The sequence below is a fragment of the Pseudomonas savastanoi genome, from assembly GCF_020917325.1.
GTDB classification, from domain to species: domain Bacteria; phylum Pseudomonadota; class Gammaproteobacteria; order Pseudomonadales; family Pseudomonadaceae; genus Aquipseudomonas; species Aquipseudomonas amygdali.
On the sequence record NZ_CP076652.1, the window covers coordinates 3,872,942 to 3,885,370 of the forward strand.

At 60.5% G+C, this 12,429-nt stretch carries 13 protein-coding genes; 12 read left to right on the forward strand and 1 reads right to left on the reverse strand.

Annotation, left to right across the window (positions count from 1 at the left end; all coding sequences use genetic code 11):
* Positions 1–9 precede the first annotated feature (9 nt).
* The 12 genes from KP808_RS16240 to rarD all read left to right on the forward strand — a co-directional run bounded on the left by KP808_RS16240 (position 10) and on the right by rarD (position 11,268).
* The gene (locus KP808_RS16240) at positions 10–1,122 is read left to right on the forward strand and encodes a DegT/DnrJ/EryC1/StrS family aminotransferase (protein WP_058400945.1); all 1,113 of its coding nucleotides are present in this window, start codon (positions 10–12) and stop codon (positions 1,120–1,122) included.
* Entirely contained in the window at positions 1,123–1,635 is a 513-nt protein-coding gene (locus KP808_RS16245; protein WP_058400944.1) for an NUDIX hydrolase, read from the forward strand.
* Positions 1,632–2,738, forward strand: a complete 1,107-nt coding sequence (locus tag KP808_RS16250) for a DegT/DnrJ/EryC1/StrS family aminotransferase (RefSeq protein ID WP_219169533.1) — start codon at positions 1,632–1,634, stop codon at positions 2,736–2,738. Before KP808_RS16245 ends, KP808_RS16250 begins: the two co-directional genes overlap by 4 nt.
* Entirely contained in the window at positions 2,719–4,089 is a 1,371-nt protein-coding gene (locus KP808_RS16255) for an FAD-dependent oxidoreductase (protein ID WP_058400942.1), read from the forward strand. Before KP808_RS16250 ends, KP808_RS16255 begins: the two co-directional genes overlap by 20 nt.
* Positions 4,086–4,784 (forward strand): HAD family hydrolase, encoded by a 699-nt coding sequence (locus tag KP808_RS16260; protein WP_058409089.1) that lies wholly within the window; start codon positions 4,086–4,088, stop codon positions 4,782–4,784. The genes KP808_RS16255 and KP808_RS16260 overlap by 4 nt, the downstream gene beginning before the upstream one ends.
* 2 nt (positions 4,785–4,786) lie before the next feature.
* Positions 4,787–5,908, forward strand: coding sequence for a fatty acid desaturase family protein (locus tag KP808_RS16265; RefSeq protein ID WP_230016488.1), 1,122 nt, complete (start codon positions 4,787–4,789; stop codon positions 5,906–5,908).
* Positions 5,905–6,813, forward strand: a complete 909-nt coding sequence (gene mtnP, locus KP808_RS16270; protein WP_058409090.1) for an S-methyl-5'-thioadenosine phosphorylase — start codon at positions 5,905–5,907, stop codon at positions 6,811–6,813. Before KP808_RS16265 ends, mtnP begins: the two co-directional genes overlap by 4 nt.
* Positions 6,810–7,406: a GDP-mannose pyrophosphatase NudK gene (gene nudK, locus KP808_RS16275; protein ID WP_058409091.1), complete on the forward strand. Its 597-nt coding sequence runs from the start codon at positions 6,810–6,812 to the stop codon at positions 7,404–7,406. The genes mtnP and nudK overlap by 4 nt, the downstream gene beginning before the upstream one ends.
* Positions 7,407–7,414: 8 nt before the next feature.
* Positions 7,415–8,329, forward strand: coding sequence for an ABC transporter substrate-binding protein (locus KP808_RS16280; protein ID WP_230016489.1), 915 nt, complete (start codon positions 7,415–7,417; stop codon positions 8,327–8,329).
* Positions 8,326–9,552, forward strand: a complete 1,227-nt coding sequence (locus KP808_RS16285) for an MFS transporter (RefSeq protein WP_230016490.1) — start codon at positions 8,326–8,328, stop codon at positions 9,550–9,552. The genes KP808_RS16280 and KP808_RS16285 overlap by 4 nt, the downstream gene beginning before the upstream one ends.
* 6 nt (positions 9,553–9,558) lie before the next feature.
* Positions 9,559–10,206: an HAD family hydrolase gene (locus tag KP808_RS16290; RefSeq protein WP_058400936.1), complete on the forward strand. Its 648-nt coding sequence runs from the start codon at positions 9,559–9,561 to the stop codon at positions 10,204–10,206.
* Positions 10,207–10,383: 177 nt separating this feature from the next.
* Positions 10,384–11,268 carry an EamA family transporter RarD gene (gene rarD / locus KP808_RS16295; RefSeq protein WP_058409093.1) on the forward strand — a complete coding sequence of 295 codons (885 nt, stop codon included), beginning with the start codon at positions 10,384–10,386 and terminating at the stop codon, positions 11,266–11,268.
* 3 nt (positions 11,269–11,271) lie between these two features.
* Here the strand turns inward: rarD and zapE are convergent, their stop codons facing one another.
* Entirely contained in the window at positions 11,272–12,387 is a 1,116-nt protein-coding gene (gene zapE / locus KP808_RS16300) for a cell division protein ZapE (protein ID WP_058400934.1), read from the reverse strand.
* Positions 12,388–12,429: the final 42 nt, after the last annotated feature.

The following is a 12,429-nucleotide window of genomic DNA, read 5'->3' on the forward strand; positions in this document are numbered from 1 at the left end:
CTTGCAAAAATGTCCAGTCTTTCCAATAGCGCAACTGCTCGACCTGCTGTCTCGGATAAATATCGCCCGGTTTACGCCGATGACCTGCTGACCATGCAACTGACACTGGAACGCCCACTGTCGGGCACCAGCGATGTGGTCGGTGAGTACGAGAGCAAGCTCGCCGCCTGGTTCGAAGCACAACACGCCATTGCCGTATCGTCAGGCGGCGCAGCGTTAAGCGTGGCTATTTATGCGTCCGGTGTCGGTCCGGGCGACGACGTTCTGCTGACCCCAAGCTGCCCGCTGTGCACGATTTACCCGATTATCGCGGCCGGGGCCAACCCCATCTTTGTCGACACCCGGGCCCACGGTTTTGGCGCCGATCCTGTGTCGATAAAAGCGCGGATAACGCCACGCACCAAGGCCATCATCGATATTCCGATGTGGGGCTATCCGACCGAAGTCGACGAGTTGCGCACCTTGACCCACGAGCTGGGTATCAAACTCATTCTGGACCTGGCTCATTCGCACGGCACTACCCTGGAAGGCCGCCCGCTGTCGCAGTTCGGCGACCTGTCCTGCTTCAGTACCCATGAACGCAAGCCACTGGCAACCGGTGAAGGCGGCTTCATTCTCACCGACGACGATGCACTGGCGCAGCGCTGCCGCGACTACAGTCGTTTCGGCAACCTCAATGGCAAGGATTTCGGCCTCAACTACAAACTCGCGGCACTGCCAGCGGCACTGGGTGGCAGCCGCCTTGCATCGTTGACGGGCCAGATCCAGCAACGCCGAGAGAACGCAGCCTACTTTCTTGCCAGGCTCGACCACAGCAAGGTCCGGGAGAAAAAGATCATCGAGGGCGGTGTGCCCAACTATTACTTCCTGAACCTTGAGCTGCACTTCGCCGACAACCGTGCATTCATCGACTACCTCGACGAGGCCGGTATCCCGTCCGACATCAAGCGCTACGGGTGCAAGGCGCTCTATGAATTTCCGGCACTCGCGCAGTACCGCAACGAATGCCCGAATGCGGAAGCGCTGCTGGCTGGCATGACGACGATTCCGGTGCATCCGGACATTACCCGGGCGGAACTCGACTACATGGCTGATCGCATCAACCAGTATGGTGCCGCATAAATGACCGAACCACTCGATCGCTCACAACTGGATCGGCATTTCACCGCGTCCGGGTTCGTCTTGAACCCGGAACGGAAGATGCTGCTGCTGCATCACCGCAAGCTCGGAGTCTGGCTTTACCCGGGCGGGCACATAGAACAGGGAGAAACCCCGGACGTCGCAGTGCTCAGGGAAATTTTCGAGGAAACCGGTATTCATGCCGAGCTGCTCGGCGAGCGCGATGAAGAGCTCGCCGACGTCGAAACCGATGTCACCGTACTGCATCAGCCTTACAGAGTGCTGTGCGAATACATCGACGACAAACGCGGCCCGCACTATCACCTGGACCTGATTTATGTCACGGCGACCAGTCTGCTTGCCTGCCCGGATAACAGGGAAGTCGAGCATGCGCGCTTCTTCAGCCAGCAGGAAACCGCAGACCTGAAGATGTTTCCCAACTTCCGGCGAATGGTCGACCGGGTTTTTGCAGACGATGCGCTGTGGGACCTGGTAGGAATCAAGGTGGCGCAATGAACCTGCGAACCATTACCCAGATGCGCACCATTACCCAGAAAGGGCCGATGCATTCGATCGATGACCTGCATGAGCTGGAGCGCGCCCTGCATTCGGGCCTGACAGGCACTTCGCAGGTGGTCGACGAATACGAAGCAGCACTTTCGGCGCTGTATGGCATCAGGCATGTGATCGCCGTTTCTTCGGGTGCGGCGTCGGTAACCGCTGCGCTTGCCGGCGTCGACTTCAAGCCGGGCGATGAAGTCATCGTTGCACCGACAGGCCCGATCTGTACGGTCCTGCCGATTCTCTCGCTGGGGCTTGTGCCGGTGTTCTGTGATGTCGCGCCGGACAGCTTCGGTCTGGACCCGGAAGACCTGCAGCGCTGTATCGGCCCGCGTACCTGCGCAGTCATCGAAGTGCCCATGTGGGGGTATCCGATCCGCTCAAAGGACACCTGGGCGTTTCTGCAACAAGCCGGTATCACCTTGATTCAAGACCTGGCCCACGCCCACATGACCCGGCTGGACGGCACGTGGCTCGCGCGACATGGCGATATCAGCTGTTTCAGCACCCATGACTGCAAGTTCATCTCGACCGGCGAAGGCGGTTTCGTGATGACCGATGACGATGACCGGGCCAGACGTATCCGTGCCTATACCCGTTTCGGCAACCTGACGGGCGAATCGCTGGGCATCAACCTGAAACTGGGCGGTCTGCAGGCAGCACTGGGGCTGGCGCGCTCGCGTCAGCTCTATTCGCATCTTGAACGCCGCATGAGCAACCGCGAACAGCTTCTATCAATGCTCGACAACCCGGCGTTTCGCGAGCTGCCTGTCGTCAAAGGCGGCGCGGTCAATGCCTATTCCCTGCTACTGCAATCGGTGGGGCATGACGGTCGCCAACTGGTGCACTACCAGCAACGCCACGGCATCGAATCGGACATCGGCAAATATGACAACCAGCCGCTTTATCAACTGCCGCTGCTGACCCGGTATCACCGCGATTGCCCCAACGCTGCCAGGTTGCTGCGTTCGTTGACGACGGTGCCGTTGCATCCGAACCTGCTGGACGACGATCTGCATTACATCGCCGAGGTGCTCAATGACTACTCTCCCGGTTGAACCGGCCCTGCGTTCGGGCCATGCGGTAGTGATTGGCGGCAGTGTCACAGGCTGCCTGACCGCTGCTGTACTGGCACGCCGTTTCGAGCGTGTCACCGTTGTCGAGAAAGGCGACTTTCACGACGAGACGGGGCCGCGTCAGAGCCTCCCTCAAGAGCATCATGTGCACCTGTTGCTGTTACGCGGCAAGCAGATCATGGAGCGGATCTTCCCGGGCCTGCTGAGCGCACTTGAACAAAACGGCGCTCAGGTAGCGGACCTCGGACATGATGTGAAGTGGTACCAGCGCGGCCGCTGGAAAAATCGTTATCGCAGCGGTATCGAGGCTCACTACTGCAGCCGCAGGCTCATCGACAACCAGTTGCGCCGTTGCCTGACGACAGTCCCGCAGGTCACTGTTCTTTCGGGTACGCGGGTAACGCGTATCGAGTTTGCAGGTGTTGAAAAGCCAGGTCAGGTAAGCGGCGTCATCATTGATGACGGCTCGGGCGAGCGCAGCCTGTCCTGCGACCTGCTGGTGGATGCCAGTGGCCGGGGCACGCACATGCCTTCCTGGCTGAAAGAAGCAGGCTTTGGCAGCGTGCAGAACAGCGTGGTCAAGACCGAGTTGGGCTACGCATCGCGCATCTACAAACGGCTGCCTGCCTTCGCTGAACAATGGCAAGTACTGCTGGTGCTGCCGACCGCTCCGGCCCAACGTTCGATGGGGGTCATCAGCCCGATCGAGGGCGATCGCTGGATGGTCACCACCGGTGGCTGGTTCGGCAACTTCCCCGGCAAGGATCCGGACGAGTTCCTTCAGGCACTGGCCGGCCTGCCTGTGCCAGACATCCATGATGTCATCCGCGAGGCCGAGCCACTGTCCGAGGTCTTTACCTTCAGAATGCCCGGCAGTCGCCGTACTCATTACGACCGTCTCGAGCGCTGGCCAGAGGGTTTGCTGGTCGTGGGTGATGCCTTGAGCAGCATGAATCCGCTTTACAGCCAGGGCATGACCATCGGCGCGCTTGAAGCCGACTGCATCGATCAACGCCTTGATGCACTGCTGGACCGCTCGCTCGGTTGCCATCAGTTGCAAGGCTTGCTGTGCGGTGTCGTCGACGGTGCCTGGAACATGGCCACGACCGAAGACTTTCGTTTCCCGGAAACCTCGGGGGAACGCACATGGCGCACCCGTTTCGACCACTGGTACGGTGCCGGGCTGGGCTCGCTCTCGGCGGACAACCGCCGTGCACTGGAAACACAGATCGGAGTGACCAATCTGGTGGTCAACCCCGCCCGGGTTTATGCGCCGGCAATTGTGTCGCGCATTGCGCTTAACGCCCTACTTTCTCGGAATACTCGACAATGATTGACGATATCCTGCATTTTTCCGGCATCGAGCATGTGGTGTTCGACTGGAACGGTACTTTGATCGACGACATCGATCTTGCTGTCTTCGCCGTGAATCGCTGCGGCGAGCATTTTGGTGTCGCGCCTGTAACCGCCGAGCAATATCGGGCCAGGTTCGATTTTCCGATTGCCGGTTTCTACGCGTCGCTCGGCTTTGATCTGGACCGTGTGCCCTTTTCTGTCATCGTCAAACACTACCTCGAACACTTTGACGCAAATGTCGCTCAATGCCCGCTGCAACCGGGCGTGATCGAGTTTCTCGATGCGGCGCGCCAGCTCGGGATCGGCGTTTCGATCCTGTCGGCATCGCACTGCGACGTTCTGGTACAAACCCTCCGAGCCAAGGGTTTGTTTGACAGTTTCGAGCATGTCGTCGGTCTGAGCCATAACCAGGCCACCAGCAAAACGGCCGAAGCCGTAGTGCTGCAAAAAAAACTGGGCACGCCCGCCTCACGAACCTTGTTTGTCGGCGATACGCTGCATGATTTCGACGTCGCGCAGGCAGTGGGCTGGTCACCGGTTCTGGTTTCGACAGGTCATCAGGACTACCAACGCCTGCAGCTCAGCGGCGCCCCGCTGTTCAGTGGCCTGGGCGATCTGCTTGAGCGCTTCACGCACGGTCACGCCCTGCTCGCCAAGACCGGGAGTGCCTGACCATGAGCACCATGAGCACATCGCACCTTGTTCTGGCTGCCCTGATCGCCACTGCGTTGGCTTTGCGTGCGACCGTGGCTTTTTATTACCGCGACACGCAGCGCATATTGCGATTGCTGCGTCTGATACCAAGGCTTCCCGACCGCAAGGAGCACTACTACCGACCGCTGGATGAATGGCTTGCGCCGCTGCCGTTCATCTGGACATGGCTGGATATCGTGGCCGCCGTACTGCTCGCATCGCTCTACTCGTCACCGCTGACATGGCTGTTGGTCGTGCTCTGGAGCGGCGGACGGTTTCGGGCGCTGCAGGAGTTCGGTCATAACGCCGTGCATTTTGCGCTATGCCCTAATCACCAATGGCAGTGGTGGCTGAGCAACATCTTCTATCAGTTCCCGGCATTCAAACGCGACATGCGCAGCCGACACCAGACCCACACGCTGGAACATCATCGCAACCCCAATCATCCGCATCTTGACCCCAACCGCGCGCGGGTACACGCAGGTGGCTACGTGGCCGGAATATCCCCCGGAAAATTTCATTCATTGTTGCTCTATCCGCTGACGCCTCAGGGTGCCTGGGTCAATCTGAGCACCATGGCGCGCAACAGTTTGCTGAATCACTCGCACCTGACCACAGCGGTCCGTGTGCTGTGCCTGATGACGGTTGCCGCCCTGCTCTACTGGGCAGGCGGCTGGAAAGGCGTGCTGTTTGGCTGGCTGGTGCCATTGCTGACCTCATACCCGGTATTTGCCTGGGTGTCACTGCTCACCGAGCACCGCTGGTTTGTCGAAGGGACGTCCAGAGACCGCCGCGATCTTGAGTACCTGGCAGGCCGCCCCACCGATTATTTCGGTGTTAGCGGATGGCTGATCCGCGTGTTCATCGCGCCAACATCGGATGCCTACCATCTGGCGCACTCGCTGTACCCGGGCGTGCGCTGGAACTACCTGCCAGCGATTGACCGGCACTTGAAAATTCACGAACCACGCTACAGCAACAACGCCAGTGAAGGCCTGCTGCTGCGACGCGGCAGCGCACCCACCGCGCTTTCCGAACTGTATGAGCGTCTGGTGACTGCCGGACACCCCGAAACCACCTTGAAGACCAGAGGCAGCGTATGAATACCCCCTTGGCTCACCAGCAGACTCAACGTATCGGCATCATCGGCGGCAGTGGCCTTCAGCAATTGCCCGGTTTGAAAGACATACAGCTTGTCGAGTGCGAAACGGCGTTCGGCAAACCCTCGTCCCCCGTCACGCTGGGCACCCTCAATGATGTGCCAGTGGCTTTCGTACAGCGCCACGGTGTCGGGCACACCATCCCGCCAGCGTTCATCAACGTGCGCGCCAATATCGCCGCGCTGCGCAGTGTCGGCTGCACTCAGCTGTTATCGGTAAGTGCCGTGGGCAGTCTGAGCCACGACGCACCGCCAGGCAGTTTCGTGCTGATCGATCAATACATTGATCGAACGATCAAGCGTGACAAGACGTTTTTCGGCCCGGGCCTGGTCGGCCACGTACCGTTTGGCGACCCTGTGTGCGGGCGCATGCGCTCGGTGTTGGCCAGCGCTGCAGAAACCGCTGATGTACAGGCTCTCAATGGCGGCACCTACGTGGTCATGGAAGGGCCGCAGTTTTCGACGCGTGCCGAATCCAGTCTCTATCGCCAATGGGGCGGCACCGTGATCGGTATGACCGCAATGCCGGAAGCCAAACTGGCGCGTGAAGCAGAGCTTTGCTACGCAATGATTGCCATCCCCACGGACTTCGACTGCTGGCACGAATCCCATGAGGAGGTCAACGCGACGCTGGTTGCCCAGAGAATGGCTGATACGTTCGCACTGACCCGTCGTCTGGTCACCGAAGCCGTCACGCGTTTGGGCGAACATAAGGGGGCCTGTTCATCCGGGTGCGATCATGCACTGGATACGGCGGTGATGACCGCCCCCGAGCACCGTGATCCGGAAATGGTCGCACGCCTGCTGACAGTTGCTCCCTACGCCACTCACCTGGGAGCGAAAGCATGAGCAAGGCGCTGACCACCCAGGACCGGGTACGAATCAAAAAGGTCGATGTGCTCTCGGACAACTGGTACGTACTGCGCAAGACCACGTATGACTTTCAGGGGCGCGACGGCACGTGGCGCACACTGACCCGCGAAACCTACGACCGGGGCAACGGCGCAACCATCCTGCTCTATAGCAAGCTGAAGCAGACCGTCGTCCTGACCCGGCAGTTCCGCTTTCCCGCGTTCGTCAACGAGCACGATGGCATGCTGGTCGAAACCTGCGCAGGGTTGCTGGATCGTGACGATCCAGACACCTGTATCCGCAAGGAAACCGAGGAAGAAACCGGTTATCGCATTCAGGAAGTGCGCAAGGTGTTCGAGGCGTTCATGAGCCCGGGGTCGGTGACCGAGCGTCTGTATTTTTTTGTCGGTGAATATTTCGACGAAAACAAGCTGAGCGACGGAGGTGGCCTGGAGGCGGAAGGCGAAGAAATCGAGGTTCTTGAATTGCCTCTGGACGAAGCGCTGGCGATGATAGACACCGGAGCGATCTGCGACGGCAAGACCATCATGCTGCTGCAATACGCCAAACTGCATGGACTGCTGGATTGAGGCCTGACATGGATGAACTTATCGCTATCAGCTCGATGGAAAATGCCGAACTGGCCGAGTTCGTGGCAGGCATCAGCGAGCATATCGGGGTGCCCGTGCGCCTCTCTCGCTGGTCCACATCAGAGCTGATCGACCGCGTGAGCAACGGCACGGCGGGCGACTGGGACCTGTTGTTGGGAACTGCGGCCACCGCCTTGCTTGATCCCGCACTGAACTCACAGCTGCTGATTCTTGACGCGCTTGACTGCTCGACCTTGCCTGCACAGGCGATTGCCGCTGACCGGCGCTGGTTCAGCCCTTCAGGCTTCGTGCCAGCCTTTTGCTTTGATCCTGAAGTGCTCGCCGCACACGGCCTCACGCCGCCACTCTCCTGGGAGGCGCTCTGCGCGCCAGAGTGGGCGCAGCGCATTGCCCTGCCAGATCCGGGCCGCTCCGGTGCAGGCTATCTGCACCTGAGCGCGTTGCTGGAAGCGTATGGCGAGGGGGCCTGGGGCATGCTGGCTCAAGTGGCACAATTGCGACCTTCGATCAGCGGGTCTTCCACAGCGCCGATAGACGCTGTGACCGAAGGCCGTGCATACGTCGGCGTTACGGTTTCCACGGCGGCCACTCGCGCAGCAGCGCAGCACAGTTCCTTGCGCTGGTGCGTCCCCGATGACGCACGTCGTTACGAGTTCGAAGTGTTCGGCTGCCGCGCCGGTTCGCAACGTGCGAAACAGGCGGTACAGGCGCTTGGCTGGATGCTTTCGCCGGACGCTGCTGCAATCAGCCGACACTACGGCAAGGTGGTGGTCGGCGGCGTCTCGAGCGAGACCCTGGCGACCGTCGATCTCAAGGCGCTGAATGCAATCGAGGCCAGCCATGCCAAGGTCGCCCGTTGTGCACGCTGGCATTCACTGTTCGACACAAAGGCGGGCCTATGACCGACATGGCCCACATCCCTTCGACGCAGCCGCCCTCGTCGTCTGCGCCAGCAGGAACGGAGCGGCGGCCCTGGTCGATTTACCTGATGTTCGGCCTGTTCGGGGCTCAGCAAGGCATGCTCGGGCCGCTGATGCCGTTTCTGCGTGCCGAATTCGATCTTGATCTGCGCTGGACCGGCCTGCATTTTGCCGCCTATGCGCTGGGGCTGGTACTGATCGGAATTCCGTATCGCTGGCTGGAAAGCCGGGCACTGCCCATCGGCACCGGACGTATCGCTATCGGTTCGATTGTGCTGGCCAGCGGGCTGTTTTCGATCGCCAGCGGTTTAACCATGACCCTGCCCGGCAGCGTACTGATGGGGTTCTCGGGAGGTCTGGTGATGGCTGTCGGACAGGCCATGCTCGGCAAACTTTATGGCCAGCAGGCCGCCGCGAAACTGGTGGAAGCCCACATCGTAGCAGGCCTCTGTGTGCTGGGCGGCGCGCTGCTGGTGGGCGCAGCGACGGCTATCGGGCTGTCGTGGCGCATGGCTCCGCTGCTGATCAGCGCATGGGCATTGATCATGTTTTGCGCACCGCAGACGATCCATCGGGCCATGCCCGGCCAGGCCGGGTCGTCGCCAATAGCCGATAGCCTGCGCCCACAGCGTCTGGTTCGGCTCAGCCTGTGGGCACTGGTGATTCTGGGCATCTCGGCGGAATGGGGTGTGGGGTTCTGGGGCGCGGAATACATCAAGACCCACGTACAGACCAGCGCGTCGGTCGCCGCTACGCTGATGAGTCTTTACTTTGCCGGCACCGTCTGCGGGCGGTTGGTCAGCAGCTATGCGCTGCGCCGGGTTTCCCCCTTTACATTGCTGACCGTGGTGATACTGAGCGCCATTGCTACACTGCTGGTGCTGTCGTTGATCGAAGGGGTGGTCGGCACCGCGATCCTCACGTTCGTGCTCGGTGCCTGTCTGGGCAACTTCTTTCCGCTGATCCTGGGATCCGCCATGCGCGTTGCGCCCCACGCAAGCTCCGCGCTCAGCACGCAAGCGTCACAGGCGGTCGGCGTGGCGCTCCTGCTGGCACCGTTTCTGCTCGGGCTGCTGTCCGAACGAATCGGAGTCGAAGCTGCCTTCAGCCTGTTGATCGTCTACCCCCTTCTCATGTTGCCGTGGGTACCCGCCCTGCGTGGCGTCTGGTCTGTCGGCAACCCTACCGAACCTTCAAAGGAGTAAGAACCAATGGCTCTTTGCGCGCTGTTGTTCGATCTGGACGGAACCCTTATCGATACCGATGAACTGCATTTGAACGCCTATAACCAGTTGCTGGCCCGCTGGGACCGTTCGATGGACATCGGCTACTACAAGGCCCATGTCATGGGCTTTCCGGATGACATGATTTTTGGCGGTCTGTTTCCCGATATTCCTGCGGCGCAATACGCTGGTCTGGCAGCGGAAAAAGAGGCAATGTTTCGCGCTCAACTGGGTGAAACGATTCCCGTGGCGGGCGTGCTGCGTATCCTTGACCACGCTCGGCAAAGCGGCCTGCGCACGGCGGTGGTCACCAATGCTCCACGCGAAAATGCCATGGCCATGCTGACCGGGCTGGGCATTGTCGACCGCTTCGAAATCATTGTGATCGGCGGCGAGCTGGAGCGCGGCAAACCGCATCCCATGCCTTACCTCACAGCTCTGGAGTTGCTGGGCGTGACGGCCGACCAGGCGCTTGCTTTCGAGGACTCGCTGGCGGGAGTGCAATCGGCGAGCGCCGCCGGGATTCATACCTTCGGCATGCTGTCGGGGCTTGACGAAGCTCAGCTTCGGGCGGCCGGAGCCAAAAGCGTTATCCGCGACTTCAACGACGATGCACTCTGGAATACGCTGAAATAATCCTGCTGATGCATCTCTGACCTGTCAGGTGCCGGGACATACCACGGTGTGCCCGTTGCCTGAGCAAAATTGCGCCTGCAAACCCGAGCTTTTTCCTCACCTGCACACTAAACTGGCCTCCGTTCGCACCAGACCGGTGCGCAAGCCCATGCCCGAGCATCCGCAAAAGAGGCCATTGTGTACAAAGGTGTCGCGCTGTCAATCCTGGCTTCCGTGCTGTTCGGGGTCATGTATTTCTATACCTCGCTGATGTCGCCCCTCGACGGTGAAGAGATATTCGGCTGGCGCATGCTGCTGACCGTGCCTTGCGCGACGCTGTTCATGTGGGTCAGCGGCGACTGGACGCGGGTCCGTGAACTGGCGGGTCGGCTCAGGCGGCAGCCGCTGCTGATAGCCGGGCTGCTGCTGTCCTCGCTGTTGCTGGGCGCACAGTTGCTGATCTTCATGTGGGCACCGCTGCACGGGCGCAGCCTGGAGGTGTCGCTGGGTTATTTCCTGCTGCCGCTGAGCATGATTCTCACCGGCCGCATCGTGTACGGCGAACACCTCTCGTATCTGCAAAAGGTCGCGGCAGTATTTGCCATGATCGGTGTCGGCCATGAGCTGTGGCGGCTGGGCAGCTTTTCGTGGGAGACGCTATTGGTCGCGGGCGGTTATCCGCTGTACTTCGTGCTGCGACGCAAGCTCAAGACCGACCACCTCGGTGGGCTCTGGTTCGACATGCTGCTGATGCTGCCCATCGGCCTGTGGTTTATCGCCAACGGCCATCCGCAAGCCATCCAGCAGGCACCGCTGCTGTACCTGCTGATTCCCGTGCTCGGGGTCATCAGTGCCTCGGCACTGGTCAGTTACATCGTTGCCAGCCGGTTGCTGCCGTTCAGCCTGTTCGGCTTGCTCAGTTATGTCGAACCGGTGCTGCTGGTAGGCGTCGCCCTGTTGCTGGGCGAGAGCATCGGCCGCGATGAATGGCTGACTTACCTGCCAATCTGGCTGGCCGTCGTGGTGCTGATGATCGAAGGCGCCAAACACATGCTGGCCCAGCGCCGTCGGGATGCAGCTTGAGGCTCAGGACTCGGTGAAACGCTCCAGTTGCATTTCCTGAAGCCGACTCAGGGTGCGCCGAAAGGCAAACGACAGATAACCCTGAGTGTACAGTTCGTCCATTGGCACCGGCGCTTCGACATACAGCGGAATACGCCGGTCATAACATTCATCCACCAGTGCAATGAAACGTCGCACGCCGTCGTCGTTGGGCGATAACTGCGGCAGCTCGCGGTCGCCTGCCGTCACCTGCTCCACGCCATCCTCGGTGCCACGGGCAATCTTCGCCTCGCGCTGGGCGGCGCTGAGGGGCGGCACTTCGCTAAGCAGAATCACCGAGAAACGATCACACAACGCAATGAAATCCATCGCCGCCAGCGGTTGCTCACACAGGTCGCGATAGCGGCACCACACGGCCGTGTCGGAATGCTGAACCACATTGATACTGCGATAGCCAAGCATGACCTGCGAGTCGTGAACCGGCTGGCCAGCGCTCAGCGCTTCGAATATCGCCTTCAATGCACTTGGCTGACCGGCCTGCGCAACCCAGTAACGCTGGTGCAACTGTCCGGGGTGCAGGCGATGATCCTCGCCGCCGTCGACCGCCACCACATTCATGTATTTCAGGATTGCGGCGACCGCAGGCAGGAAACGCTCACGATTGTGGCCGTGGCTGTACAACTTTTCCGGTGGCTGATTGGACGTACAGACCAGCACTACGCCTTCTTCGAACATCACCTGCAGCAGCCCGCCGAGAATCACTGCGTCGCCGATATCAGTCACGAACAACTCATCGAAACACATCACCCGCACTTCCCGCGCCAGCTCTTTGGCGACCACGGTCAGCGGCTGAGGCGTGCCCATCAGCTCGAACATGCGCTTGTGCACCCAGCGCATGAAGTGATGAAAATGCTGACGCCGGGCCGGGACGCTCAGGCTTTCGAAAAAGCGGTCCATCAACCAGGTCTTGCCGCGCCCGACCGGCCCCCACAAATAGACGCCCTGTGTCCGACCCCGCGCATCGGTCAGGGCCTGATAGCACGCCTGCAACTGTCGGGCAGCCTGCAACTGCGCCTGATCAGGCTGAAAACCACGCTGGACGGCACGTTCGTAGGCTTGCAGCGGGGAGACGGCATCCATCAGGCACACACCTTCGGTATCAGAGAAAAGACATACGGCCTA

What these genes read in the sequence shown, in the direction of transcription:
- KP808_RS16280 (WP_230016489.1), top strand. Translation starts at nt 7,415, where the DNA reads ATGGATGAACTTATCGCTATCAGCTCGATGGAAAATGCCGAACTGGCC.
- KP808_RS16255 (WP_058400942.1), top strand. Translation starts at nt 2,719, where the DNA reads ATGACTACTCTCCCGGTTGAACCGGCCCTGCGTTCGGGCCATGCGGTA.
- KP808_RS16240 (WP_058400945.1), top strand. Translation starts at nt 10, where the DNA reads ATGTCCAGTCTTTCCAATAGCGCAACTGCTCGACCTGCTGTCTCGGAT.
- KP808_RS16285 (WP_230016490.1), top strand. Translation starts at nt 8,326, where the DNA reads ATGACCGACATGGCCCACATCCCTTCGACGCAGCCGCCCTCGTCGTCT.
- KP808_RS16290 (WP_058400936.1), top strand. Translation starts at nt 9,559, where the DNA reads ATGGCTCTTTGCGCGCTGTTGTTCGATCTGGACGGAACCCTTATCGAT.
- KP808_RS16265 (WP_230016488.1), top strand. Translation starts at nt 4,787, where the DNA reads ATGAGCACCATGAGCACATCGCACCTTGTTCTGGCTGCCCTGATCGCC.
- KP808_RS16245 (WP_058400944.1), top strand. Translation starts at nt 1,123, where the DNA reads ATGACCGAACCACTCGATCGCTCACAACTGGATCGGCATTTCACCGCG.
- KP808_RS16260 (WP_058409089.1), top strand. Translation starts at nt 4,086, where the DNA reads ATGATTGACGATATCCTGCATTTTTCCGGCATCGAGCATGTGGTGTTC.
- nudK (WP_058409091.1), top strand. Translation starts at nt 6,810, where the DNA reads ATGAGCAAGGCGCTGACCACCCAGGACCGGGTACGAATCAAAAAGGTC.
- KP808_RS16250 (WP_219169533.1), top strand. Translation starts at nt 1,632, where the DNA reads ATGAACCTGCGAACCATTACCCAGATGCGCACCATTACCCAGAAAGGG.
- zapE (WP_058400934.1), bottom strand. Translation starts at nt 12,387, where the DNA reads ATGGATGCCGTCTCCCCGCTGCAAGCCTACGAACGTGCCGTCCAGCGT.
- mtnP (WP_058409090.1), top strand. Translation starts at nt 5,905, where the DNA reads ATGAATACCCCCTTGGCTCACCAGCAGACTCAACGTATCGGCATCATC.